We start from the raw sequence: 25,392 nt of genomic DNA, 5'->3' as shown, positions 1-25,392 counted from the left end.
GATGAACAACGACGCCACCGACATCGAGGAGCTGGACAAGGAGGGCGCCCAGGCGTCGTCCTCTGACCGGCCGTACCGCAAGACCATGCGCGGCTACGTGACCTCGGACAAGATGGACAAGACGATCGTGGTCGAGGTCGAGGAGCGCGTGAAGCACGCTCTGTACGGCAAGGTCATGACGAAGACCCATAAGTTCAAGGCTCACGACGAGGACAACACCGCCGGCATCGGCGACCGCGTCCTCATCATGGAGACTCGTCCGCTGAGCGCCACCAAGCGCTGGCGCCTGGTCGAGATCCTCGAGCGCGCGAAGTGATCCGCTGACCGCCCGACGGGCGGACGCGGCATGAGAACGGGCCAACACCCTCGGTGTTGGCCCGTTCTGCTGCCATGCGGAGTGCCCGATCTTGCACGGTCGGTCCGTAGCGGGATTCAACGCGTGCGCGAGCGCCATGGCGCACCGTAGGTCTGAGCCGACGTGCGTACTCGGATGCGGGCACGTACAGACGCGAGAGACCAAGCGCACACCTGACGCCCGCGCCATAGGGGTTACGCGGCGATGTGTGCGTGGCGTAGTATGGACGGGTTGCTCCTGGGACGAGCCGACGTCGCGTCACAGCGGATCGGATCCATCAGGAGCGGTCCCGGACCCGGGCGACGCTCTGCGCCGTCCAGCCCAGTCGGAGACCTCGCAGCGGCCATGGTCGTTGTGTGAGTCCGGCTCGGGGTTCTTTTATGCCCGGGAACTGACGGCCGGTCTGTGCACTCGCACAGGTCGGGCGACAAGTCCGACAGTCCGTTCCGCCAGGCTCGGCCAGCCCACCGTGGAGGGCGAGAACCGGCGAGACGCAAGGAGAACGTAGTGATTCAGCAGGAGTCGCGACTCAAGGTCGCTGACAACACGGGTGCCAAGGAGATTCTGTGCATCCGTGTTCTCGGCGGCTCCGGTCGCCGTTACGCCAGCATCGGTGACACCATCGTCGCCACTGTGAAGGACGCGATCCCCGGCGGCAACGTCAAGAAGGGTGACGTCGTCAAGGCGGTCGTCGTGCGCGCGACCAAGGAGCGTCGGCGTGCCGACGGCTCCTACATCCGCTTCGATGAGAACGCAGCGGTGATCCTCAAGAACGACGGTGAGCCGCGCGGAACCCGCATCTTCGGCCCCGTGGGCCGCGAGCTGCGCGACAAGCGCTTCATGAAGATCATCTCGCTGGCACCGGAGGTGCTGTGACATGGCAAAGATGAAGATCAAGAAGGGTGACCTCGTGCAGGTCATCACCGGCCGCACGAGCGACGCCGACAAGGCCGCCAAGCGTGGCCTCGAGCCCGGCGACAAGGGCAAGCAGGGCCGCGTGCTCGAGGTGTTCCCCGACTCGCAGCGTGTGCTGGTGGAGGGCGTGAACCGCCGTACTCACCACCTGCGCCCGACTCCGCAGGGCGGTGGCGGCGGGATCGAGCAGCGCGAGGCCCCGATCCACGTCTCGAACGTGGCACTCGTGGATCCCGAGGACAACAAGCCCACCAAGGTGGGCTTCCGCGTGGAGACCGTCGAGCTCGAGAACGGCCGCAGCAAGCAGATCCGCGTGCGCTATGCCAAGCGCTCCGGGAAGGACATCTGATGAGCGAGACGACCACGAAGACCCTGCCCCGCCTCAAGGCGAAGTACCGCGAGGAGATCAAGGGCCAGCTGACCGACCAGTTCGGCTACGAGAACGTCATGCTCATCCCGGGCCTGACCAAGATCGTGGTGAACATGGGCGTCGGTGACGCCGCCCGCGATTCCAAGGTCATCGACGGCGCCATCCGCGACCTCACCGCCATCACCGGTCAGAAGCCGCAGGTCACCAAGGCCCGCAAGTCCATCGCGCAGTTCAAGCTGCGCGAGGGCATGCCGATCGGCTGCCATGTGACGCTGCGTGGCGATCGCATGTGGGAGTTCCTGGACCGTCTGCTGTCCACGGCACTGCCCCGCATCCGCGACTTCCGCGGCCTGTCGCCGAAGCACTTCGACGGCAACGGCAACTACACCTTCGGACTCACGGAGCAGGTCATGTTCCATGAGATCGACCAGGACAAGATCGACCGCGTCCGCGGCATGGACATCACGGTCGTGACCACCGCGAAGACCGACGACGAGGGACGGGCGCTGCTCAAGCTGCTCGGCTTCCCCTTCAAGGAGAACTGATATGGCCAAGACCGCCCTGATCAAGAAGTCGGAGCGCAAGCCGAAGTTCGCGGTGCGCGCCTACACCCGGTGCCAGCGGTGCGGGCGTCCGCACTCGGTGTACCGCAAGTTCGGGCTGTGCCGCGTGTGCCTGCGCGAGATGGCTCACCGCGGTGAGCTCCCCGGCGTCACGAAGAGCAGCTGGTAAGGACTATCGCCACAGGTCTTCCGCGGGTGTCCGCGGAGGAAACCAGGTGAGGAAGAAGCACACAGACATGACCATGACCGATCCGATCGCGGACATGCTCACGCGGATCCGGAACGCCTCCGGGGCGTACCACGAGACCGTGTCCATGCCGTATTCGAAGCTGAAGAGCCGCATCGCTGACATCCTCAAGGCCGAGGGCTACATCCTGGGCTGGCACGAGGAGGAGGCCGAGGTCGGCAAGAACCTCGTGCTCGAGCTCAAGTACTCCGACAGCCGGGAGCGCGCCATTTCGGGTGTGCGCCGGATCTCGAAGCCGGGCCTGCGCGTGTACGCGAAGTCCACCAACCTGCCGAAGGTCCTGGGCGGCCTGGGCGTGGCGATCCTGTCCACGTCCTCCGGTCTGCTCACCGACAAGCAGGCAGCCAAGAAGGGTGTGGGTGGGGAAGTCCTCGCCTACATCTGGTGAGCGGGAGAGGAGAGACAGTCACATGTCCCGCATTGGACTGCGGCCGGTTCCCGTCCCGGCTGCCATCAAGAACGTCACCATCGAGGGCCAGACCGTCACGGTCGAGGGCCCCAAGGGCGAGCTCGAGCACGTCGTGCCCGCTCCGCTGACCGTCGACCGCGGCGAGGACGGCTCGATCGTCGTCTCGCGTCCCGACGAGGAGCGCGAGACGAAGGCGCTGCACGGCCTCACCCGCACCCTCATCCACAACATGGTGCTTGGCGTCACCGAGGGCTTCACCAAGAAGCTCGAGATCGTCGGCACCGGTTACCGCGTCGTGGCCAAGGGCAATGACCTTGAGTTCGCGCTCGGCTTCTCGCACCCCGTCGTCGTCAAGGCGCCGGAGGGCATCACCTTTGCCGTGGAGTCCCCCACCAAGTTCTCGGTGAGCGGCATCCGCAAGCAGCAGGTGGGCGAGGTTGCCGCGAACATCCGCAAGATCCGCAAGCCGGAGCCGTACAAGGGCAAGGGCGTGCGCTATGCGGACGAGGTCGTCCTGCGCAAGGCCGGAAAGGCTGGTAAGTGACCATGGGTTACGCACTCAAGCACACCAAGGGATCCCGCGGCTCCAAGCTGCGCTCGCGCGGTCGTCGTCACCTGCGGGTGCGCCGTCGCATCATCGGCACGGCCGAGCGGCCGCGCCTGGTGGTCACCCGCTCCCAGCGTCACGTTTTCGTGCAGATCGTGGACGACTCCGAGGGCCGCACCCTCGCGTCGGCCTCGACCATGGAGGCGGACCTGCGCGGTGCGGAGGCCACGAAGTCGGACAAGGCACGTTCGGTCGGCGCCCTGATCGCCGAGCGCGCCAAGGCTGCCGGTATTGAGGCTGTTGTCTTCGACCGCGGCGGCAACAAGTATCACGGTCGCGTGGCTGCCGTCGCCGACGGTGCCCGTGAAGCCGGCCTGGCACTGTGAACGCCCTCCGGACACTGGACGAGAAGAGGATCTGAACATGGCTGCACAGCAGCGGAACAACGGTCCCGCGGCCAACGGCCGGCGGGGCGAGAACAGCGGCGAGGATCGCGAGCGCGGTCGCCGCGGCAACAACGAGGAGCGCGGCGGTCGCCGTGGTGGCCGCGATCGCGGCCAGCAGGACGACAAGAACGCTTTCCTCGAGCGCGTGGTGAGCATCAACCGCGTGGGCAAGGTCGTCAAGGGCGGCCGTCGCTTCACCTTCACCGCGCTGGTCGTGGTCGGTGACGGCGATGGCACCGTCGGAGTCGGCTACGGCAAGGCCAAGGAGGTGCCGGCAGCGATCTCCAAGGGCGTTGAGGAGGCGAAGAAGAACTTCTTCCGCATCCCCCGCGTCCAGAAGACGATCGTCCACCCGGTGCAGGGCGAGGACGCGGCCGGCATCGTGCTGCTGCGCCCCGCGGCTCCGGGTACCGGCGTGATCGCCGGTGGTCCGGTGCGCGCTGTCCTCGAGTGCGGCGGCGTGCACGACGTGCTGTCGAAGTCGATGGGCTCGGCTAACGCGATCAATATCGTGCGCGCCACCGTCGATGCTCTCAAGCAGCTCGAGGAGCCCGAGGCTGTGGCCGCCCGCCGCGGCCTGCCGGTCGAGGACGTCGCCCCGGCGCCGCTCCTGCGTGCACAGGCTGAGGGTCGCGCCGCGGCCCGCGCCGAGAAGGTGGGTGCCTGATGCAGCTGAAGGTGACCCAGACCCGCTCCGTCATCGGCGGTAACCAGAACCAGCGTGCCACCCTGCGCGGCCTCGGCCTCAAGCGCATCGGTGACACCGTGGTGAAGGAGGACCGCCCCGAGATCCGCGGCATGATCCGCGCCGTCACCCACCTGGTGACGGTCGAAGAGGTGGACTGACCATGAGCAAGGACAACACGACGGAGAGCACCGACTCTCCGATGAAGCTCCATGACCTGCGCCCCGCGCCCGGTGCTAAGACCGCGCGTACCCGCGTGGGCCGTGGTGAGGCCTCCAAGGGCAAGACCGCTGGCCGAGGCACCAAGGGCACGAAGGCTCGTTACCAGGTGCCGGCGGGCTTCGAGGGCGGCCAGATGCCGCTGCACATGCGCCTGCCGAAGCTGCGCGGCTTCACCAACCCCTTCCGCGTTGAGTACCAGGTGGTGAACCTGGCGACCCTGCAGGAGCTGTTCCCCGAGGGCGGCACTGTCACGGTCGAGGACCTCGTTGCCAAGGGCGCCGTGCGCAAGAATCAGCCGGTCAAGGTGCTCGGCACCGGTGACGTCAGCGTCAAGCTCGACGTGACCGCCCAGAAGTTCTCCGCCTCGGCGGAGCAGAAGATCACGGCGGCGGGCGGATCCGTCACGCTTGCGTGAATCTCTCTTTTTGACGGGGCATCGCGGCGCGCAATAGCCTGTGCCGCGGTGCCCCGTCATCTCATTCGAGGGCCAGCAGGCCCCGTCGGGACGCCCCACTGCGCTGCGGGCCCTCGTGCCGTGATGCACGATGGGAGACCCGGCCCGTCCCGGGACCTCCAGGAGGAAAATCGGTGAACGCGTTCATCCGCGCGATGCGCACCCCCGAGCTGCGGGCGAAGATCTTCTTCACCCTCGGCCTGCTCGCGATCTACCGCTTCGGTGTGTTCGTGCCGACCCCCGGCTTCGACTACACGAACGTGACGATCTGCTCCGAGCAGGCACTCACGGCCCAGGGCGGCGGCGCGCTGGGACTGGTGAACATGTTCTCCGGCGGTGCTCTGCTGCAGTTGTCGGTCTTCGCCCTCGGCGTGATGCCCTACATCACGGCTTCGATCATCGTGCAGCTTCTGCGCGTGGTGATCCCTCGCTTCGAGGCGCTCCACAAGGAGGGGCAGGCCGGCACCGCGAAGCTCACCCAGTACACCCGCTACCTCACGATCGGTCTGGCGATCCTGCAGTCCACCACGATCATCACGCTGGTGCGCTCCGGCAACTTCTTCGTCGGCTGCCAGCTGGATGTCGTGCCGGACGAGTCGATCCCGACCCTTCTGCTCATGGTTCTCACCATGACCGTCGGCACCGTGCTGATCATGTGGATGGGTGAGATGATCACCGAACGCGGCGTGGGCAACGGTATGTCGCTGCTGATCTTTACGTCGATCGCCGCGTCGTTCCCCATGGCCTTCGGACAGATCCACCAGATCAAGGGGTGGCTGACCACCGCGCTCGTGGCGCTCGTCGCGCTCGTGGTGATGGTTGGCGTGGTGTTCGTGGAGCAGTCCCAGCGCCGCATCCCCGTGCAGTACGCCAAGCGGATGGTAGGACGCCGGATGTACGGCGGTACCTCGACCTACATTCCGATCAAGGTGAACCAGGCCGGTGTCATCCCGGTCATCTTCGCTACGTCGATCCTCGCCCTGCCGCAGATGGCCGCTTCCTTCGGCAACCCCTCGGACGGTTGGGTGCAGTGGATCAACTCCAACCTGGTGATGGGCTTCTCCTTCTCCTGGGTCTACGCCGTGGTGTACGTGGCCCTGATCATCTTCTTCGCCTTCTTCTATGTGTCGATCACTTTCAACGCTGAGGAGATCGCCGACAACATGAAGAAGTACGGAGGCTTTGTCCCGGGCGTGCGCGCCGGTAAACCCACGGAGCGCTACCTGCAGTACGTGATCAACCGGATCCAGACGCCGGGCGCGATCTACCTCGCGGTGATCGCCTTGATGCCGCTGCTTGCCTTCGTCCTGCTGGGTGCCTCGCAGGACTTCCCACTGGGCGGCGCTTCCGTGCTGATCATCATCGGCGTCGGCTTGGACACCGTGAAGCAGATCGACGCCAAGCTCCAGCAGCACCACTACGAAGGGATCCTCCGGTGACTACCACCCCTGACGGCCCTGCGGCCGCTCGTCGCCTGCTCATCGTCGGCCCGCCGGGAGCGGGCAAGGGCACGCAGGCGGCCCGCATCAGCAGCGCGCTATCCATCCCCGCCATCTCCACCGGCGACATCTTCCGGGCCAACGTCTCGGGCGAGACTGAGCTGGGCGTGCTGGCGAAGTCATACATCGACAAGGGTGAGTACGTGCCCGATGAGGTCACGAACGACATGGTGCGCTCACGCCTTGCCGAGGATGATGCGCAGGCAGGCTTCCTGCTGGACGGCTACCCGCGGACCCTCGCGCAGGTTGACGCCCTCGACGCGATGCTCGATGAGGCCGGTTCCGCTCTGGATGCCGTGCTCATGCTCGAGGTGGATTACGACGCCGTGGTCGAGCGCCTGATCGCCCGCGGCGCCGAGCAGGGTCGCAGTGATGACACCGAGGAGACCATCCGCAAGCGCATCGAGGTCTACCGGGAGCAGACCACGCCGCTGGTGGAGGTCTACGAGAAGCGCGGCCTGCTGCGCCGGGTGGATGGCATGCGTAGCATCGATGATGTGACCACCGCCCTGTTGCAGGTTCTCGGCGCCTGATGCGCGGTCTGCGACGCGAACGCGTTGAGCTGAAGACCCCCGAGCAGATCGCGCTGATGCGCCGCAGCGGCCTGCTGCTCCATCGCGTCCACGATGCGCTTGAGGAGGCCATCAGGCCCGGCGTGACCACGAAAGAGCTCGATCAGCTCGCTGAGCGCATGATCCGAGACGCTGGCGCCACGTCGAACTTCAAGGGATACATGGGCTACCCCGCCACGGTGTGCATCTCCGTGAATGACGTGGTGGTCCATGGCATCCCCGACGATCAGGCGCTCGCCGAGGGAGACGTGGTGTCCATTGACGGCGGCTGCATCGTGGAGGGGTGGCACTCCGATGCTGCCCGCACGCACATCGTGGGATCGCCTCGTCGTCAGGCCGACGTCGACCTGGTTCAGATCACCGAACAAGCACTGTGGGCCGGTATCGCGGCGCTCGCGACCGCCCAGCGGGTCGGCGATGTCGGCGCAGCCATCGAAGACTTCGTCACCGAAGCAGCGGGGGAGACCCTCTCCCACTTGGAGGACTTCGGTGGACATGGCATCGGAAGTGCCATGCATCAGCCGCCGGACGTCATGAACTACCGCACCCGTTCGCGCGGGCCCAGGGTTCGCCCCGGCATGTGCGTGGCGATCGAGCCGATGCTGATTCAAGGTCCGGGCGGTTACCGCATCGAGGCCGATGACTGGACGGTCCGCACCACCGGCGGTGGGCGCGCCGCCCACTGGGAACACTCCGTCGCGGTCACTGCGCAGGGCCTGGTGGTGCTCACAGCCGCCGACGGGGGAGCGGCTCGACTTGCCGAGCTGGGCATCACTGCCGCACCGGACCCTCTCCAGGGGTGAATGCAGACCCACAGGCGTGACGGGCGTCATCCGCCAGACCTCTCGCGCGTGGGGGTAGCGGCGTGTAGGCTGGTCGATCGGGTGTGCCGGGTGTCTGTGTCGTCGGCGACGGATCGATGACGTGGAAACGGCCGCCTGCTGTGCGCACCGTGAGCCCGCCGGGCTGGCGAGTGCACGGGACGACACCGGAACCGTACTGCATCGGCAGTATGGAGATTGGGGAGGCATGGCCAAGAAGGACGGCGTGATCGAGGTCGAGGGCACGGTCTCGGAGGCGCTTGCGAATGCGCGTTTCCGGGTGGAGCTCGACAACGGCCACATGGTGCTCGCGCACATCTCCGGGAAGATGCGCCAGCATTACATCCGCATCCTTCCCGAGGACCGCGTGGTCGTCGAGCTGAGCCCGTACGACCTGGACCGTGGCCGCATCGTCTACCGCTACAAGTGAGCCCGACCGGGCCATCCAGGTCATGAAGCGTCGGGGGAGCGGCATCGTCGCCCCTCCGGGGAGAAGGAAGAAATGAAGGTCAAGCCGAGCGTCAAGCCGATCTGTGACAACTGCAGGGTGATCCGTCGCCACGCACGCGTCATGGTGATCTGCACGAACCCTCGTCACAAGCAGCGCCAGGGCTGAGCACAGCTCACCCGGTCACCTGCGTGACACCGCCGCACCGCGGCACCACAACAGAAGAGACGACATCACCGGCCTCAGGGCCGGCCACCCGCGGACGGAGGCCGCGGCGTCGGGAGCAGACCCGGCGAGATGTCGACTCAGGCCTCCGCAACAGTAGGAGTAACTGCACATGGCACGTCTGGTAGGAGTCGATCTGCCGCGCGAAAAGCGCCTCGAGGTCGCCCTGACGTACATCTTCGGCGTGGGACGCACCCGCGCCCAGGAGACCCTGGCCGCAACCGGCGTCTCCGGCGACAAGCGCGTGCGCGAACTGAGTGACGACGAGCTCGTCAAGCTGCGCGACCACATTGAGGCGAACTACCGGGTCGAAGGTGACCTGCGGCGCGAGGTCGCCGCAGACATCCGTCGCAAGGTCGAGATCGGCAGCTACGAGGGACTGCGTCACCGTCGTGGTCTTCCCGTGCGCGGTCAGCGCACCAAGACCAATGCGCGCACCCGCAAGGGCCCCAAGCGCACTGTGGCTGGCAAGAAGAAGGCCCGCTGATCCGCGGCGGCCCTGGGCTCGCCCGGTGCGCCGCCGTATCGCAGACACTCCGCGCCGCTGAGGCAGCCGGCGCATCGATCACCTGAACCCACTCGAGGAGTTCTCCCGCATGGCAACCAAGACCCGCTCGTCCGCGGCGCGCAAGCCTCGCCGCAAGGACAAGAAGAACATCGTCAACGGCCAGGCTCATATCAAGAGCACCTTCAACAACACCATCGTGTCGATCACCGACCCGACCGGCGCTGTGATCTCCTGGGCCTCCGCCGGACAGGTCGGCTTCAAGGGCTCACGCAAGTCCACCCCGTACGCCGCGCAGATGGCCGCCGAGGCCGCTGCTCGCCGCGCCCAGGAGCACGGCCTGAAGAAGGTCGACGTCTTCGTGAAGGGCCCGGGCTCCGGTCGCGAGACCGCGATCCGCTCGCTGACCGCCACCGGTCTCGAGGTCGGCTCCATCCAGGACGTCACCCCCCAGGCCCACAACGGCACTCGCCCGCCGAAGCGCCGCCGCGTCTGAGCATTCCGGCCGCGATCGTGCCCGTCGGCGCTGATCGTGGCCAGCCGCTCACGGCCCCGCTGGGTCGTGCGCACCGGACCTTTCACCTCCACCTGGCCACCGCCCCCTTCTGAGCGTCATATAGCGGACGCTCGCAGAAAGGACACATACCGTGCTCATCGCACAGCGCCCCACGCTGACCGAAGAGGTCGTGTCGGAAAACCGCTCCCGGTTCGTCATCGAGCCGCTCGAGCCCGGCTTCGGTTACACGCTCGGCAACTCGCTGCGTCGGACTCTGCTCTCCTCCATCCCTGGTGCGTCGGTCACCTCGATCCGGATCGACGGTGTGCTGCATGAGTTCAGCACCGTTCCCGGAGTCAAGGAGGACGTCACCGAGATCATCCTCAACATCAAGAACCTCGTCGTCTCCTCGGAGAACGATGAGCCTGTCGTGATGTACCTGCGCAAGGAGGGCGAGGGCCGGGTCACCGCTGGCGACATCACCCCGCCTGCCGGCGTGGAGATCCACAACCCGGATCTGCACATCGCGACCCTGAACGACAAGGGCCGGCTGGAGATCGAGCTGATCGTCGAGCGTGGCCGTGGCTACGTGTCCGCCTCGCAGAACAAGGGCGTCGACGGCGAGATCGGTCGCATTCCGGTCGACTCGATCTACTCGCCTGTGCTCAAGGTGACCTACAAGGTCGAGGCCACCCGTGTCGAGCAGCGCACGGACTTCGACCGCCTCATCGTGGACGTCGAGACCAAGCCCGCTATCTCCCCGCGTGACGCCATCGCGTCCGCAGGCAAGACCCTGGTGGAGCTGTTCGGGCTGGCCCATGAGCTGAACCAGGAGGCGGAGGGTATCGAGATCGGCCCCTCGCCCACTGACCAGGCCATGGCCGCAGACCTCGCCCTGTCGATCAACGAGCTGAACCTCACCGTGCGGTCCTACAACTGCCTCATGCGCGAGGGCGTGCACACTGTGGGCGAGCTCGTGGCCCGCTCCGAGGCGGACCTGCTTGACATCCGCAACTTCGGCCAGAAGTCCATCGACGAGGTCAAGGCGAAGCTCGCCGACCTCGGCCTGTCGCTGAAGGATTCCCCGGCCGGGTTCGACCCGTCCTCGCTGGATTCCTACTCCGACGGCTTCGGCGACCAGTACTGACCTTCATCTGATCTAGGAGAACGACCATGCCTGCACCCACCAAGGGCGCGCGCCTCGGCGGATCCCCCGCCCATGAGCGGATGATTCTGTCGAACCTCGCGACGGAACTGTTCCGTCATAAGTCCATCCGCACCACGGAGTCGCGTGCCAAGCGGCTGCGTCCGGTTGCAGAGCGCTTGATCACCCAGGCGAAGAAGGGTGATCTCGCCTCGCGTCGCCGCGTCATGCGCACAGTGCGCGATAAGGGCGTTGTGTACGTCCTGTTCGAGGAGATCGCGCCGATGTTCGCCGAGCGTCCCGGCGGCTACACCCGCATCACCAAGGTCGGCCCCCGCAAGGGTGACAACGCCCCGATGGCCGTCATTGAGCTGGTTCAGGAGGAGTACTCGCCGAAGCAGGCCGTTGTGAAGGAGGCCGAGGGCGCCGCGAAGAAGGCCGCCAAGGACGACGACGCTCCGGCTGCTGAGGATGCGGCATCTGACGAGACGGTTGCAGAGGATGCGACGTCGGAGGAGTCGGCCAAGGAGGCCTGAGCCTTCCGCGGAGTTATCTCTGTACCCATGCACAGGGCGGGTCACCCAGACGGGTGGCCCGCCCTGTGCATGCCCGGGGTGATCACCGAGTGGCTGGGGCACGGGCTGTGCAACATCCCGGTCACAGCTCAGTGAACGGGACGGCACGAACAGGTACCGGTGTCAACCGTCTCATGGTTCTTGTGGACAGTCGGCTTTACAGTGGAGGCGTCCTTATCGGCGCGTTCTCGACCCGCGCGTGAGCGCCGGAGAGCCCCCCACATCATCCCCGACTGCACGGAGCTTCCCCCATGTTCCCGTCCGATCCTGCTCGATCCGATGCCACTCGCCGTGATGGACTCAGCCGTCGCGGTCTTCTCGCAGCGACAGCTGCGGGTGTGCCAGCGGCATTCGTCATCGCCGCCTCGAAGCCTGCGCACGCTGACCCCTCGGTGACCGGTGGTGACACGCGTATCACTGAGCATGAGCTGCAGGCCGCGGGTGCAGTCGACGAGGACGGTGCCCCGGCTCGCGAGATTACCGATGTGCTCGCGACCATGGTTGGTGTGACGTGGGTCGATACACTGTCTGACCCTGTCGTGGAGGCGAGGGGTCGTCAGCTCGACGGCACGTGGTCCCCCTGGTACCAGCTTGAGGTTGCGATCGATCCCGAGACCGGGGATGAGGCGACCGCTACCGAGCTCGCCTGGCTCGGAGAGGTTGATGCCGTCCAGGTGCGTGGCACGCAGGACGGCGCCGACGTGACTGACCAGTTGATCGCCCACGTTGTGACAACATCGCCGACGGACGAGGATTCGAGTCCCGCGACCGCAGGCGCACATGCCGCGGCCTCCGCGACCCCGAACGCCAGCAACCCCTCCACCCCACGGCTGGGCCCGCAGTCGCCGAGCTACACCTCGCGCGCCGGGTGGGGCGCGAACGAGTCCTGGGCGCGCTCGACCTCGGCTGCTGATCACCTGAAGGCTGTCGTCATCCACCACACGGCAGGCTCGAACTCGTACAGCTCCGCCACGTCGCCACAGATCGTGCGCGGCATCTACAGCTACCACACGCAAACCCTGGGCTGGGCCGACGTCGGCTACAACATCCTGGTCGACAAGTACGGGCGGATCTTCGAGGGCCGCGGCGGAGGCCTGCATCGCAACATCGCCGGTGCCCATGCCCGCGGCTTCAACACTGGCAGCTTCGGCATCTCCGTCATGGGCGATTACTCCACGGCCGCACCGCCGTGGGCCGCGCGTGAAGCCGTTGCGCAGATCATCGGGTGGAAGCTGCTGACCACATTCAAGGATCGCGTCTCGGCCACAGAGTCCTGGACCCCGACCACCTCTCGGATCCGTTTCAAACCGGGCGTGCAAATCTCACTTCAGCGTGTGTTCGCCCATCGCGACGTCAACTACACCGACTGCCCGGGCAACGCTTTCTACGGACAGATGGGGGCGATCCGCAACCGCGCCCAGTCGTTCATCGACCGCGGCTGGCGGGTGCATCTGGACGCCTACAACGCGGCGGGCGGTCAGCGTGCCCTGGGCACCGTGACGCATGGGGCGCATACCGCAGGTCGGTACACCGCAACACTGCTCACCAACGGCATCATCCTCACCGGTGGAGGCCGACCGACGAAGGCGTGGCCCTCTCCCTTCGCGAAGGCCTGGAAGCCGTCGTGGGGGCATCCTGTCCGTACTCCCGTGAAGGACGGTTCCCGCACCATCCAGGCCTTCGAGCATGGTCTTGCGGCGCTGGAGGGTGGCCGTACGCGTTTCGTCACGCGGACCTTCAAGGACGTTCCGCCCGAGCGCGTGTTCTTCTTGGAGATCGAGGACCTCGCTGCGAAGAAGGTCACCACGGGGTGGGGCGATCGCACCTTCCGGCCGGATAACGACAACCTGCGCGACGCCATGATCGTGTTCATTTATCGTGCCCTCGGTTCACCCCGGTACACGGCGCCGCGTAACTCGCCGTTCGTCGATGTCTCACGCGACTTCGTGTTCTACAAGGAACTGTGCTGGGCTCACGAGTCTGGAATCGCGCGCGGCTGGTCCGACAAACGATTCCGCCCGCTCATTCCCGTCAAACGTGATGCCGTCGCGGCCTTCCTGTACCGCGCCGCTGGGGAGCCCAAGACGTCGGCCCGAGGCTCGAAGATGTTCAAGGACGTCACCTCAGATGTCGTCTTCGATAAGGAGATCGGATGGCTCGCGGAGACGGGGATCTCTCGCGGCTGGCCGGATGGCACATTCCGGCCGTTCGTGAACATCAAACGTGATCAGATGGCGACGTTCGTCAATCGCTGGATGCGCCACACCGGTCGCGTCTGAGCCGCAGAACACGCAGTCCGGGCCCCGGAACGGGGCCCGGACTGCGTTGTCGTAGGGCAGACTAGGACGCAGCGGGCGACCGCATCCAGAACGAGTGAAGGAGCAGTGCGGCTCTCATGAACGAGCGTATATACGTGATCTCTATTGGCGCGTATCCAAACTATGGGGATGAGTTCATCACCGCTGCGTGGCTGCGTTTCCTCGCCCAGGCGCGTCCCGAGGCTGAGGTCTGGCTCGATACCCGGTATCCGGGGAACGCCTCGGCGCTCTTTGCTGGGATGCATCCGCACTTGCACACCACAGACGCAGTTTTCCGCGCCGTAGAGGATTCGAGGCACGGCTCCGGTCGGTCGGTGACGCAGATCGTGCGCGAGCTCGGGACTCCGCTGTATGACCTCCCGCTGCAGGTGCTGCGTGAGGCCACGACGGTGCATCTGCTCGGTGGCGGGTTCGTCAACGCCGTCTGGCCAGAGAATCAGCTGCTTGTCGAGGCGATGCGGGCGGTGAAGTCCGTTGGCGGGGCCCGGCTGATCGCCACCGGTCAGGGGCTTCTGCCGGATGTCGGCGAGCGTTTCACAGGGTTCGACCACGTCTCGGTACGTGACCGCGGCAGCGCGTTCCTGCTGGACTGCGAGGTCGGCGTCGACGATGCGCTGCTCGCTCTTCCCGGCGGCGTATCGTCCGGCGCTGACGAGCCGATCGAAGTGGTGCTCTGCGTGCAGAACGATGCCCAGGATGACGGGGTTTTCGAACGCCTGGTGGCGTATGCGCGACGGTGCGTGGAGACGTGGCAGGTGCCGCGGGAGCGTGTGCGCTATGTCGAGGCGATCCCGGGTGGGGATTACGCGGGATATGCAGCCTTGCACGATCTCGTGGCCGAGGACGGCTTCGTTCCCTTCTCGGCGCTGTGGCGCGATGGTTTCTCGATGGGGCCGCACCAGGTGTGGGTCAGCAGCCGTTTCCATCACCACCTCGTGGCCTCCGCGCATGGGGCTCGAGGCGTTGCCCTGTCCGGCAAAAAGGGTTATTACGACGTCAAACACAATTCGGTGAAGGCTCTCGGCTCAGGTTGGGTGCTCACGGACGGTACCGATGAGACGGTTCCGAGTCTCGATCTCCTGCCGTTCCCCGGGGATGTTGCGGATGCGCATCGCCGGAAGCTTGCGGAAGCGCGTTCTTTGTATCCGGGCATGTGACGATTGTGTTCTCGGTGCAGAGGCATGCAGTTGGGACGAAAGGCGAGTATGGGGCTCTAGCGACAGCTAGGATCACGCTGTGAGTCCGGAACGTCATGCCGGAAAGCGCTCACGTCGCACGACGTGGGTGATGATGAAAACCAGGGGGGACCAGTGGAGCACCCGCAGCATATGAATGAGATGCCACGGCCCAGCCGCCGGCGCATGATTGAAGCTGGCGCCATGGCAGCTGGACTGGGAACCGCTGGCGCGATGGCCATGCCGGAAACAGCGTGGGCTCGGAGCTTCCGTGACGTACCAAGCTCACAGCCCTTCGCGAAAGAGATTCAGTGGATGGCTGATCGGGGGATCAGCCGCGGCTGGAGTGATGGAACCTTCCGGCCGTATGAGCCGACCCGTCGCGCGGAAATGGCGGCCTTCCTCTACCGTCTCGCGGGAGAGCCGGCATTCACCCCGCCATCTCGCTCTCCCTTCAGGGATGTCACCCCAACCACAACGTTCTACAAGGAGATCACGTGGTGCCGCCACGAAGGCATCTTCCGGGGCTGGGACGACGGAACATTCCGCCCGATGCTGCCGATCCAGCGCGATCAGGCTGTTGTGGTGCTGTACCGCCTGTCTGGCTCGCCGAGCGTTGGTGGGTTCGCGGCCTATAAGGACGTGCCGCCCGGCTACGTCTTCCGACAAGAGATCGGCTGGGCCCGGAACGTCGGTTACATGACCGGCTGGGACAACAACACCTACCGCCCGATGAAGTCAATTCTGCGGGATGCGATCGCCGCGCTCTTCTACCGTTACGTCAATGGTGGCGTGTTCGGTCGCGGTGTCCGCGTTGCGGGTGCCATCGCGGAGCAGTATTGGGCGAGCGGGGGTATCTGGGGGCCGCTCGGCAAGCCGAAGGCGAACCACAAGAAAGTGATCTCCGGTGCCTCGCGTGTGCAGGGATGGATGCAGGAGTTCAACGGCGGAACGATCACGTACTCGTCGAGGACTGGTGCGCGAGTCGTACGCGGGGGCATCCGTGGCGAGTGGGCCTCCGCAGGTGGTGTAACGGGAAAGCTGGGCTTTCCGCGCAGCGCAATCTATGGCTATGGGGCGGGCTGGCGTCAGGATTACGAAGGTGGGTACCGCACGTACTACAGCGGCTGGAATCCGCCAGAGCACCTGCACGGGCCGGTTCTGGCACCGAAGTCTGTACGTGGCGGGGTGACGATCCGGCGCGGCTGGAACGGCACCCGAGTGCGCATCATCCAGCGCAAGCTGGGGATCTCTCGTTCCGGCTCCGCGCAGACGTATGACTACGCGACCGAGAAAGCGGTGAAGGCTTTCCAGCGCCGTAACCGGTTGAAGGCCGACGGCGTTGTGGGTCCTGCGACCTGGCAGAAGCTCGCTCGGGAGTACCCGTTCACGATGGATGCCTGGCAGACGAAGGTGCGTGTGGCCCGTAGCGCCACGCGCAACCAGCGCATCGAGGAGATGATCCGCTTCGCTCAGTCATGCAAAGGCTCGCCCTACACCTGGGGTGGTGCCGGCTGGTCGAACCACTCGGTGGCCGGTTACGACTGCTCGGGTCTCGTGCTGCAGGCGCTGTACTCCGCCGGCCTTGACCCGCAGCCGATCAACGTCGTGCGACATGCCGAGCCGACGTACCGGACCAGTCAGATGCTGTACTCGGATAAGCGGCTAGCCACGTTCAAGCTGAGCGAGCGCAAGCGCGGAGACCTCATCTTCTGGGGCGATCGGGGCGGCACGGTCCGCCACGTCGCGATCTATCTGGGGGGTGGCCGCATCATCGAAGCAAACGTGTCATCTACGTACGGCGCGAACACACACGAGAGGCCATATGCGGGCCAGCTTAGCGCCACCCGTTTCGTCCGTCCGCTGATCAAACGACCGTTCATCTGAACGACCGGCTCATAGACCAAGGAGTGCCCGCATGCCGTACCCCATGAACCCCCCGGAGCTCGAGGTCGTGGACGAAGGGGAGCCGGCTCCGATCCCCGACGACTCCCTGGCCGAGCCCGATCCTGCCGACGTCGAGGCGGCGCCGGCAATCGAGGAAGAAGAGCCCGCAGAGCCCGATACTGCTGATGACGCGCTTGCGATGGAGATCCCCATCATCCTCGGGGCAGAGCCGGTGACGCTCACTGCGCTCACGTACTTGCGTGATTCAACCCCCGAGGGCGTGCTTATCCACGCGATGTTCACGGCCGACGGCACCGAGCCGGCGGATCTTGGCCTCCTCGAGCTGGGCGTGGAGCTCAGCGACGGGCAGGTCGTTGAGGCGGTACTGCCGGATGTGAAGCTAGAGCCAGGGGAGACCTGGGAAGCGGATCTGCTTTTGGATGCCGTGGTCGCGGATCTCGCGCCGGGCGCCTCGGTGGTGCGCTACACCTTCAGCGGCGAGGCAGACCGTTTCGCGCGGCTCTGAGTCGCGGCGCCGAGCCGGCACCTGGCAGCCGGCATGCCGGTTCATGCGTACCGTCCGACGCGTGTCATCACCCGCGCTTGCGATGATGTCGTCCTGACCATGAGTGGGCCCTGTTCCCGTGAGGAATCAGGGCCCACGTGCGGTGCGTCGTCAGCCGAACTGGCGGCGCAGGGTGTCTTCGCGCAGCGCGTGCAGTTCGGCGACCGTCAGCTCCTCGAGGCCCGTCACCGTGAGCGATGAACCGCCCGTCGTGCCGATGCGGAACTGCGGCACGCCATGCTCGGCACACAGGGTGACCAGAGCGTCGTCCTGTTCAGCGGGGACCGCGATGATCGCCCGCGCCGACGACTCCGACAGCAGCAGCGTGGCAAGATCCACGCCGTCGCGCTCGGCTACTGCGGTGAGATCCGCGTCAGCGCCGACGCCGAAGCGTGTGCAGGCCTCGGCCAGGGCCGCCGCGAGCCCGCCTTCGGACAGGTCGTGTGCGGCGGCGGCCAGGCCACGCTCACTGGCGGCCACGAGCACCTCGGCAAGCGCATGCTCTGCTGCAAGATCAATCTGAGGTGGCAGCCCGCCCAGATGGTCGTGGATCACGTCGGCCCAGGCGGACCCGGACAACTCCGTTCGCGTCGTCCCCAGCAGATGGATGGACAGGCCCTCGGCCTGCCAGCCTGAGGGCACACGGCGGGAGACGTCGTCGAGCACGCCGAGCACGCCGACGACGGGCGTGGGGTGGATCGCGGAGTCGATCTTGCCGGGTTCACCAGTGGAGTTGTACAGCGACACGTTGCCACCGGTGACGGGCACAGCGAGCTCCTGGCAGGCGTCGGCGAGACCCTCGATCGCCTCCACGAGCTGCCACATCGGGCCGGGATCCTCGGGGGAGCCGAAATTCAGGCAGTCGGTGACGGCGAGCGGCCGCGCACCGACACAGGCGACGTTCCGGTACGCCTCCGCGAGGGCCAACTGGGCGCCGGTGCGGGGGTCAAGCTTCGTGAAGCGGCCGTTCGCGTCCGTGGCGAGCGCGATGCCGCGGCCGGTGGTCTCGTCCACACGCAGAACACCGGCGTCATCGGGCATGGCGAGGGCTGTGTTGCCACCGACATAGCGATCGTACTGATCGGTGACCCAGGCAGCAGAGGCCAGGTTCGGTGAGGCGATGAGCGTACGGATCTGTGCAGTGAGCTCCGCAGCGCCCGCTGGGCGGGGAAGATCTTCGGCGCGGTCGGCGTTCAGGGCGTCCTGCCACTCAGGGCGCGCATAGGGGCGATCGTAGGTGGGTCCGCCGTGGGCCACGGTCACGGGGTCGACGTCGACGATGCGGTGCCCGAAGTGGTCGATGGTGAGGCGGCCATCGCCGGTGACGGTCCCGATCACCGCGGCTTCCACATCCCAGCGTCGGGTGATCTCCTCGAAGCGCTCGAGGTTCTCCGGCGTCACCACGGCCATCATCCGCTCCTGGGATTCCGACATGAGGATCTCACCGGCGGTGAGGGTCGGATCGCGCAGAAGCACATTCTCGAGATCCACGTGCATGCCGGATCCGCCGTTGGAGGCGAGCTCGCTGGTGGCGCACGAAATCCCGGCAGCACCCAGATCCTGAATGCCCTCGACCACGCCGCTGGCGAACAGCTCGAGGCAGCATTCGATCAGCTGTTTCTCCATGAACGGGTCGCCCACCTGGACGCTGGGCCGTTTAGCCGGGCCTTCATCCTCGAAGGTCTCCGAGGCGAGGATGGAGGCGCCGCCGATGCCGTCGCCGCCGGTGCGGGCACCGAACAGCACCACGTGGTTGCCGGGGCCGGTGGCGGAGGCCAGGTGGATGTCCTCATGGCGCAGAACCCCGATACACAGGGCGTTGACCAGCGGATTGTTCTGGTAGGAGGCGTCGAACACGGTCTCGCCGCCGATGTTCGGCAGCCCCAGAGAGTTGGCGTAGCCGCCGATGCCTGCGACGACGCCGTGGACCACGCGGGCGGTATCTGGATGGTCGATCGCTCCGAAGCGCAGCTGATCCATCACCGCCACGGGGCGGGCGCCCATCGAGATGATGTCGCGCACGATGCCACCCACGCCGGTGGCTGCGCCCTGGTAGGGCTCCACGAAGCTGGGGTGGTTGTGGGACTCGACCTTGAAGGTCACCGCCCAGCCGTCACCGATGTCGACGACGCCGGCGTTCTCGCCCATACCCACCAGCAGGTGCTCGCGCATCTCGTCGGTGGTGCGCTCGCCGAAGCGCCGCAGGTGGATCTTGGACGACTTGTACGAGCAGTGCTCGGACCACATCACCGAGTACATGGCCAGCTCTGCCGCTGTGGGACGGCGCCCGAGCAGCTCACGGATCGCCTGGTACTCGTCGGCCTTGAGGCCGAGGTCGGCGTATGGCAAGTCGACGTCGGGCGTGGCGGCGGCGTTCTCGACGGTGTCGGGGAGCGAAGCGTGCTCGGACGAGGTCATGGTGCTCGCGGATCCCATCTCGGTCACGGGAACGGGCGCACGCAGGCGCCCGAGGACGTATCGAGTCTACGAGATCAGCGTGCTGGCGTGCGCCGGGCCTTCTCCCGTTCGCGCAGAACCTTCTCGCTCACCGGGCTGTCACTGCTGGCTCGCTGCGCCCGGAAATGCTCTGCGGCTTCACGCTGCCGCTCTGCCTCCGCTCCCAGGGCGATGGGAGCGCGCACGTGGCCCTCGCGGATATCGAAGGCCGCCACAAGGTCTAGGACATGAGGCCGCAGGCGCCACAGCAGGCGCCGTAGATCGGAGGTGATCTGCCGACCACGCTGGGTGGAGAGCAGGCCGTTCAGCAGGAACCAGGCAAGGTCGTCGTGGATCAGGGTCAACCCGAACAGGTCACGCACATCGGTGAGCACGTCACGGCTGCCCTCATCCTCGATCGCGGTGATGCCTGCGGTGAATGCGCGCCAGCGCACCACATCGGCGTGTGCGCGGGCGGCAGCGAGCATCGCCACCTGGTGCTTGTTCACGTGTGCGGCGGCGTCGGCCGGTGACATCTTGGCGGCGGGCCGCAGGGCGAGCGCCACCTCCTCGACCTTCACGCGGGCACGTTCGGCCAACAGTTCTTCCTGGAACTCCACGGCGCGCAGAGAGGCGAAGGCTCGTTCGCGGTCACCGCGGTCGGCAAGGCCCTGCGCCAGATCCGACCACGGCGTGTGACGCTTGGCGAGGGTCTCCGCGCGCTGCGCGATGAAACGGCCGATCCCGGCACGGTCGATCGACGCCAGCTCCGAGGTGTAGTCCGACAGCAGACGCTTGGCAACCAGCTGCAGCAGCACTGTGTTGTCGCCCTCGAAGGTGCAGTACACGTCGAGGTCCTGGTGCAGGCCCACCAGCTGGTTCTCTGCCAGAAAGCCCTGGCCTCCGCAGGCCTCGCGGCACTCCTGGATCGTGTCCATCGCCAGGCGTGTGGAGGTGGGCTTGAGGGCAGCGGCGAGCGTTTCGAGGTCCTCCCGGGCCTGTGGCGTGTCGCCGCGGCCGGAGAAGACGTCGTCAAAGGCGATCAGCAGCTGCTCGTGAGCAAAGGCACCCGCGTAGGTGGCGGCGAGCTTCGGCAGCAGACGGTGCAGATGCGCCTGGTAGTCCAGCAGCACCGTCTCCTGGGTGGGGTCCGCGGCAGAGAACTGGCGCCGTTGCGAGGCGTAGGTGAGAGCGATGTGCAGAGCGAGCTGGCTGGCACGCACGGCGGAGCCATCCAGGGACACGCGTCCCTGCACGAGGGTGCCCAGCATGGTGAAGAAACGACGACCTGGCGATTCGATGGGGGAGGTGTAGGTGCCGTCGGGGGCGACATCCCCGTAGCGGTTCAGGAGGTTCGTACGGGGCACGCGCACCTGGTCGAAGGCGAGGCGGCCGTTGTCCACCCCGTTCAGGCCGCCTTTGGGGCCGTCGTCTTCGGAACGGATGCCGGGCAGGAGCCCCCCGTGCTCATCGCGGATCGGCACGTAGAAGCAGTGCACACCGTGGTCCACCCCCTGCGTGATGAGCCGCGCGAACACGGTGGCGGCGCGGGCGTGAAGGGCAGCGTTACCCAGGTAGTCCTTCCAGGCTGCGCGGATCGGTGTGTGGATCACCCACTCTTCGGTCTGCGCGTCGTAGGTGGCAGTGGTGGCCAGGGACTGCACGTCGGAGCCGTGGCCGATCTCGGTCATGGCGAATGCGCCCGGGGTCTCCAGGCTCATGGCGGCTGGGATCCACTTCTGGTGGTGCTCCTCGGTGCCGAGCTGCAGGATTGCAGAGGTGAACAGCCCCCACTGCACACCGGCTTTGATCTGGAGGGAGGGGTTCGCCACCACGAGCTCTTCGAAAGCGGCCACGTTCGCGCCGTTGTCATTGGGGCCGCCCAGGGAATCCGGCAGCATCGGCCAGGAGACGTTCTCTGCCGCCAACATGTGCATCTGGTCGAGCACGCGGTCGCGATGCTCGGCCACTGACATGTCCAATGGTCGTGCGAGTTCCGGGCGGGCGGCACGTTCGCGAGCGGTGTCGCGGGCCTGGATCCAGCGGCCCTTGAGTGCACGGGCCACGAGTTCGACATCGAGTCTGGCCGTTCCGGGCAGCGGGATCGGGATCGGCCCGGTGGGTGTGGGGGAGGAGTCGGTGAGCGGATGATCGGTGGTGGTCATGGGTTCAGTCCCTTCATGAGCCAGGTCACGAGATGGTCGACGAGGTCTGATGCGCTGATGGCGGCGCTCGGGTCTGTGTTCTGCTGGTCCACCCAGGTCTCCACGCTGCGCTCGACGAAGCCGACGGCGCCGCGAGCCCACAGTTCGGGCGAGGGCGTCCCGTCGGGCAGGAAGGTGGTGATGAGGCGAGCGACGGAGTGGAGGAAATGGTGGAGCCCGTCGGACGGCCGAGTCACGAAGCGGTACACGTTCGGGGAGCGCTGCACGGTGACCACGTAGGCGTTGATCATGGCGCGCACGCGATCATCGGCCCCGACTGCGCGGCCCAGGTGCTGTTCGAGCTCGGCCACTTCTGAGCGCAGCCGCTCGTGCATGGTGGCGTAGATGCGCTGCCCGAGCAGGCGCTGCAGCTGTGCTTTGTCGTCGAAGTAGCGGTAGACGATCGACTTGGAGGTGCCGGAGGCGGCGGCGATGTCCTCCATCGTGACGTCGGGCCCCTTCTCATGGATGAGGTGTCGGGCCACGTCGAGCAGTTCGAGGCGACGCTGTTCGCGGTGCTGGGCCCAGCGGGCAGATCGGCCATCGACGGGGGCTTGCGTGGTCTCGTTCACAGAACCTACAGTACCAAGTACTCAGGGTTCGATGTAAACCCGTGCCCGTGACCCAGCTCCGAAGAGGTGCACCGTGACCGCAGCCCCCCGCGACGCCTACGTTCTCGGAGGCAACCGCATTCCCTTCGCTCGCGCCGGCGGCGCCTACGCCGGCATCTCCAATCAGGACCTGCTCACCGCCGCGCTCGATGGGCTCGTTGCACGCTTCGGCCTGCAGGGCGAGCTGCTCGGTGAGATCGCCGGCGGTGCCGTGCTGAAGCTTGCCGCCGATCTCAACCTCACCCGCGAAAGTGCGCTCGGCACCCCGCTCGATCCACGCACCCCCGCCCTCGACATGTCCAAGGCGTGCGCCACCGGCCTCGAGACCGTGGGGCATGTCGCCAACCGGATCCGGTTGGGACAGATCGATTCCGCGATCGCCTGTGGCGTGGACTCCGCCTCCGACTCACCGATCGAGGTCACTCCTCGCCTGCGTCGCATCCTTCACCGTGCCTTCGCCGCGAAGAGCCCGATGCAGCGCGTGAAAGCACTCGCCAGCATCCGCCCTGCCGACCTCGTCCCGCAGGCCGCAGCGAACGCTGAGCCCCGTACCGGGCTGTCCATGGGCGAGCATATGGCGCTGACCGCCGCCGCATGGGGGATCACCCGGCAGGCGCAGGATCAGCTCGCGCTCGCCTCCCACAAGAACCTGGCAGCCGCCTATGACGCGGGCCTGTTCGACGACCTCGTGACCGGCTACCGAGGTCTTGACCGAGATCAGAACCTGCGGCCGGACTCCACCCTCGAGAAACTCGCCACCCTCACGCCCGTCTTCGGTGTGCGCTCGCCGCAGGTCGACGAACCCACCATGACCGCCGGCAACTCCACGCCACTGACCGATGGCGCCTCCGCAGTGCTGCTGGGCAGCCGCGAATGGGCCGAGGCCCGCTCCCTGACCCCGCTCGCCCGCGTGGTGGACCAGCGCAGCGCCGCCGTGGACTTCGTGCACGGTGGTGAGGGCCTGCTCATGGCGCCGGCCTATGCCGTGCCTGAGCTGCTCGATGCCCACGGCCTCACTCTGCAGGACATCGACTACTACGAGATCCATGAGGCCTTCGCCGCCACCGTGCTCGCAACCCTCGCCGCCTGGGAATCCGACGAATTCTGCCGTGAACGGCTCGGCCGTGACGGCGCGCTCGGCGCCATCGACCGCGACCGCCTGAACGTGCACGGCTCCTCGCTCGCCGCCGGTCACCCCTTCGCCGCCACCGGGGGCCGCATCGTCGCCACCCTCGCCACCGTGCTGCACCGGCGTGCCCAGGAGGAAGGTCGCACCGTGCGCGGCCTGATCTCCATCTGTGCTGCTGGCGGCCAGGGCACCGTGGCCCTGCTCGAGTCCGACGGGAAGTGATCGCCATGGCAGACGCCTACACCCGATTCATCCGCACCGCCGTCGGCCGAGCAATCGCGAAGCAGACCGGCCTGCCGCGCCCACCCCGGCTGCTGCGCGCCGCCGACCGCACCGAGCCGCTGCTCGGCCCCGTGGTCGTGCTCGGCACCAGCGCCGGTGCCGATGAGCTCGCCCACACGCTGCTGGACTGGGGTGCCGACGTTCGTCGCCGCTTCGACGAGCTGCGCCGCGTGGGCTCTGTCATCGCGGTGCTCGACGAGGTCGACGCCCCCGATCAGCTCGGTGAGATCCTGCTGCCGCTCAGCAGCGCCATGCGGTCTCTCGTGCCCGGCAGCCGCATCATCACGATCTCTCGGCCCGTCACCGGTGAGGACCTTGCCCGGGACGCCGCCCGTGGCGGTGTGGAGGGTTTCGTCCGCTCCCTCGGGCACGAGGTGCGCGGCGGCGGCACCGCCAACGGCATCCTGGTGGCCGACGGCGTGGCGCTGAGCTCGGCACCCGTGCTCGGTGCCCTGCGCTTCCTGCTCTCCGCGCGCTCCGCCTTCATCGACGGACAGCTGCTGCGGATCACCGCCGATACAGGCACTGCGCCGCGCGATGACCTGCATGCGCTCGCCGGCCGCACCGCCTTGGTGACGGGGGCTGCCCGCGGTATCGGCGAGGCGATCGCCCGCACCCTCGCCGGTGCCGGTGCTTCCCTCGTGTTGCTGGACGTTCCCGCGGCGGGCACGGAGCTCGCACGGCTCGCCAATGAGCTGCGCGCCGTCCCGGTCCAGCTCGACGTCACCGCTGAACGCGCCCCGACACGTCTGGTCGAGACGCTGCGAACGAGGGGGCTGCGCTTGGACGGCGTCGTGCTGAACGCCGGCATCACCCGCGACCGCATGTTCGCCAACATGACGGCGGACCGCTGGGACCCGGTGATCGCCGTGAACATCACCAGCCAGATCCGGCTGATGGATGCCCTGATCGATGCCGGGGACGTGCTCGGTGACCAGCTGCGGGTGGTCTCCCTCGCGTCCACGAGCGGCATCGCCGGCAACAAGGGTCAGACCAACTACGCGACCTCCAAGGCTGGTGTGATCGCGTTCGTCGATGCGCTCGCGCGGCGCCTCGAGCCGCTGGGTGGCACCGCGAACGCCGTCGCCCCCGGCTTCATCGAAACGGAGATGACCGCGCGCATGCCGGCGCTCAACCGTGAGGTGGCGCGGCGCGTGAACTCCCTGCAGCAGGGTGGGCTACCGATCGACGTGGCGGAGGCTGTCGCGTTCCTGCTCTCCCCGCCGGTCGGTGGCATACGCGGGGAGACCCTGCGTGTGTGCGGCCAGAACATCGTGGGACGGTGAT

The 25,392-nt window shown here is 66.8% G+C and carries 29 protein-coding genes; 26 read left to right on the top strand and 3 right to left on the bottom strand.

Annotated elements, in window-relative coordinates; translation table 11 throughout:
* Position 1 precedes the first annotated feature (1 nt).
* The 24 genes from rpsQ to C8271_RS11250 all read left to right on the top strand — a co-directional run bounded on the left by rpsQ (position 2) and on the right by C8271_RS11250 (position 17,404).
* Positions 2 to 316, top strand: coding sequence for a 30S ribosomal protein S17 (rpsQ, locus tag C8271_RS11365; protein WP_106507381.1), 315 nt, complete (start codon positions 2 to 4; stop codon positions 314 to 316).
* A gap of 546 nt (positions 317 to 862) precedes the next feature.
* Positions 863 to 1,231: a 50S ribosomal protein L14 gene (gene rplN / locus C8271_RS11360; protein WP_010532520.1), complete on the top strand. Its 369-nt coding sequence runs from the start codon at positions 863 to 865 to the stop codon at positions 1,229 to 1,231.
* A 1-nt stretch (position 1,232) separates the two neighbouring features.
* Entirely contained in the window at positions 1,233 to 1,619 is a 387-nt protein-coding gene (gene rplX, locus C8271_RS11355) for a 50S ribosomal protein L24 (RefSeq protein ID WP_106507380.1), read from the top strand.
* The gene (gene rplE / locus C8271_RS11350; RefSeq protein ID WP_106507379.1) at positions 1,619 to 2,185 is read left to right on the top strand and encodes a 50S ribosomal protein L5; all 567 of its coding nucleotides are present in this window, start codon (positions 1,619 to 1,621) and stop codon (positions 2,183 to 2,185) included. The genes rplX and rplE overlap by 1 nt, the downstream gene beginning before the upstream one ends.
* Position 2,186: 1 nt before the next feature.
* Positions 2,187 to 2,372 (top strand): type Z 30S ribosomal protein S14, encoded by a 186-nt coding sequence (locus C8271_RS11345; protein WP_010550318.1) that lies wholly within the window; start codon positions 2,187 to 2,189, stop codon positions 2,370 to 2,372.
* Between the two features lie 67 nt (positions 2,373 to 2,439).
* Positions 2,440 to 2,838, top strand: coding sequence for a 30S ribosomal protein S8 (gene rpsH, locus C8271_RS11340; protein ID WP_106507378.1), 399 nt, complete (start codon positions 2,440 to 2,442; stop codon positions 2,836 to 2,838).
* A gap of 22 nt (positions 2,839 to 2,860) precedes the next feature.
* Positions 2,861 to 3,403, top strand: a complete 543-nt coding sequence (gene rplF, locus C8271_RS11335) for a 50S ribosomal protein L6 (RefSeq protein WP_106507377.1) — start codon at positions 2,861 to 2,863, stop codon at positions 3,401 to 3,403.
* A 2-nt stretch (positions 3,404 to 3,405) separates the two neighbouring features.
* Positions 3,406 to 3,792 (top strand): 50S ribosomal protein L18, encoded by a 387-nt coding sequence (gene rplR / locus C8271_RS11330; protein WP_106508045.1) that lies wholly within the window; start codon positions 3,406 to 3,408, stop codon positions 3,790 to 3,792.
* Between the two features lie 37 nt (positions 3,793 to 3,829).
* Entirely contained in the window at positions 3,830 to 4,519 is a 690-nt protein-coding gene (gene rpsE / locus C8271_RS11325; protein ID WP_106507376.1) for a 30S ribosomal protein S5, read from the top strand.
* Positions 4,516 to 4,698 (top strand): 50S ribosomal protein L30, encoded by a 183-nt coding sequence (rpmD, locus tag C8271_RS11320; RefSeq protein WP_281260379.1) that lies wholly within the window; start codon positions 4,516 to 4,518, stop codon positions 4,696 to 4,698. Before rpsE ends, rpmD begins: the two co-directional genes overlap by 4 nt.
* A gap of 2 nt (positions 4,699 to 4,700) precedes the next feature.
* Positions 4,701 to 5,174: a 50S ribosomal protein L15 gene (gene rplO, locus C8271_RS11315; RefSeq protein ID WP_106507374.1), complete on the top strand. Its 474-nt coding sequence runs from the start codon at positions 4,701 to 4,703 to the stop codon at positions 5,172 to 5,174.
* Between the two features lie 173 nt (positions 5,175 to 5,347).
* Positions 5,348 to 6,652 (top strand): preprotein translocase subunit SecY, encoded by a 1,305-nt coding sequence (gene secY, locus C8271_RS11310; RefSeq protein ID WP_106507373.1) that lies wholly within the window; start codon positions 5,348 to 5,350, stop codon positions 6,650 to 6,652.
* Positions 6,649 to 7,245: an adenylate kinase gene (locus C8271_RS11305; RefSeq protein WP_106507372.1), complete on the top strand. Its 597-nt coding sequence runs from the start codon at positions 6,649 to 6,651 to the stop codon at positions 7,243 to 7,245. Before secY ends, C8271_RS11305 begins: the two co-directional genes overlap by 4 nt.
* A complete protein-coding gene (gene map, locus C8271_RS11300; protein ID WP_106507371.1) occupies positions 7,245 to 8,087 on the top strand; it encodes a type I methionyl aminopeptidase in 843 nt (280 codons plus the stop codon). The genes C8271_RS11305 and map overlap by 1 nt, the downstream gene beginning before the upstream one ends.
* 226 nt (positions 8,088 to 8,313) lie before the next feature.
* Complete coding sequence (gene infA, locus C8271_RS11295; protein WP_106507370.1) at positions 8,314 to 8,535, top strand: translation initiation factor IF-1; 222 nt, start codon at positions 8,314 to 8,316, stop codon at positions 8,533 to 8,535.
* A gap of 72 nt (positions 8,536 to 8,607) precedes the next feature.
* The gene (gene rpmJ, locus C8271_RS11290; protein WP_106507369.1) at positions 8,608 to 8,721 is read left to right on the top strand and encodes a 50S ribosomal protein L36; all 114 of its coding nucleotides are present in this window, start codon (positions 8,608 to 8,610) and stop codon (positions 8,719 to 8,721) included.
* A 169-nt stretch (positions 8,722 to 8,890) separates the two neighbouring features.
* Entirely contained in the window at positions 8,891 to 9,265 is a 375-nt protein-coding gene (gene rpsM / locus C8271_RS11285; RefSeq protein ID WP_106507368.1) for a 30S ribosomal protein S13, read from the top strand.
* A gap of 109 nt (positions 9,266 to 9,374) precedes the next feature.
* A complete protein-coding gene (rpsK, locus tag C8271_RS11280; RefSeq protein WP_106507367.1) occupies positions 9,375 to 9,779 on the top strand; it encodes a 30S ribosomal protein S11 in 405 nt (134 codons plus the stop codon).
* Between the two features lie 151 nt (positions 9,780 to 9,930).
* Positions 9,931 to 10,926 carry a DNA-directed RNA polymerase subunit alpha gene (locus C8271_RS11275; RefSeq protein ID WP_106507366.1) on the top strand — a complete coding sequence of 332 codons (996 nt, stop codon included), beginning with the start codon at positions 9,931 to 9,933 and terminating at the stop codon, positions 10,924 to 10,926.
* A 26-nt stretch (positions 10,927 to 10,952) separates the two neighbouring features.
* Positions 10,953 to 11,459, top strand: a complete 507-nt coding sequence (rplQ, locus tag C8271_RS11270; protein WP_106507365.1) for a 50S ribosomal protein L17 — start codon at positions 10,953 to 10,955, stop codon at positions 11,457 to 11,459.
* 290 nt (positions 11,460 to 11,749) lie between these two features.
* Entirely contained in the window at positions 11,750 to 13,777 is a 2,028-nt protein-coding gene (locus tag C8271_RS11265) for an S-layer homology domain-containing protein (protein WP_106507364.1), read from the top strand.
* A 116-nt stretch (positions 13,778 to 13,893) separates the two neighbouring features.
* The gene (locus C8271_RS11260; RefSeq protein ID WP_106507363.1) at positions 13,894 to 14,973 is read left to right on the top strand and encodes a polysaccharide pyruvyl transferase family protein; all 1,080 of its coding nucleotides are present in this window, start codon (positions 13,894 to 13,896) and stop codon (positions 14,971 to 14,973) included.
* Positions 14,974 to 15,195: 222 nt separating this feature from the next.
* Positions 15,196 to 16,878, top strand: coding sequence for an S-layer homology domain-containing protein (locus tag C8271_RS11255; protein ID WP_170957875.1), 1,683 nt, complete (start codon positions 15,196 to 15,198; stop codon positions 16,876 to 16,878).
* A gap of 31 nt (positions 16,879 to 16,909) precedes the next feature.
* On the top strand, positions 16,910 to 17,404 hold the full coding sequence (locus tag C8271_RS11250; protein WP_106507361.1) for a hypothetical protein: 495 nt from the start codon (positions 16,910 to 16,912) through the stop codon (positions 17,402 to 17,404).
* 150 nt (positions 17,405 to 17,554) lie between these two features.
* Here the strand turns inward: C8271_RS11250 and purL are convergent, their stop codons facing one another.
* The 3 genes from purL to C8271_RS11235 all read right to left on the bottom strand — a co-directional run bounded on the left by purL (position 17,555) and on the right by C8271_RS11235 (position 22,655).
* On the bottom strand, positions 17,555 to 19,861 hold the full coding sequence (purL, locus tag C8271_RS11245; RefSeq protein ID WP_245921115.1) for a phosphoribosylformylglycinamidine synthase subunit PurL: 2,307 nt from the start codon (positions 19,859 to 19,861) through the stop codon (positions 17,555 to 17,557).
* 74 nt (positions 19,862 to 19,935) lie between these two features.
* Positions 19,936 to 22,044: an acyl-CoA dehydrogenase family protein gene (locus C8271_RS11240; protein ID WP_106507360.1), complete on the bottom strand. Its 2,109-nt coding sequence runs from the start codon at positions 22,042 to 22,044 to the stop codon at positions 19,936 to 19,938.
* A complete protein-coding gene (locus C8271_RS11235; RefSeq protein ID WP_106507359.1) occupies positions 22,041 to 22,655 on the bottom strand; it encodes a TetR/AcrR family transcriptional regulator in 615 nt (204 codons plus the stop codon). The genes C8271_RS11240 and C8271_RS11235 overlap by 4 nt, the downstream gene beginning before the upstream one ends.
* Positions 22,656 to 22,728: 73 nt before the next feature.
* Here C8271_RS11235 and C8271_RS11230 point away from each other — a divergent pair, with 73 nt between their 5' ends.
* Entirely contained in the window at positions 22,729 to 24,045 is a 1,317-nt protein-coding gene (locus tag C8271_RS11230) for an acetyl-CoA C-acetyltransferase (RefSeq protein WP_106507358.1), read from the top strand.
* 5 nt (positions 24,046 to 24,050) lie between these two features.
* Complete coding sequence (locus C8271_RS11225; protein ID WP_106508043.1) at positions 24,051 to 25,391, top strand: 3-oxoacyl-ACP reductase; 1,341 nt, start codon at positions 24,051 to 24,053, stop codon at positions 25,389 to 25,391.
* Position 25,392: the final 1 nt, after the last annotated feature.

Source organism: Brachybacterium timonense (assembly GCF_900258505.1).
In the GTDB taxonomy this organism is placed as follows: domain Bacteria; phylum Actinomycetota; class Actinomycetes; order Actinomycetales; family Dermabacteraceae; genus Brachybacterium; species Brachybacterium timonense.
The sequence above is the reverse complement of the archived record's forward strand: the minus strand, read 5'-3'. Positions and strand labels throughout refer to the sequence as shown.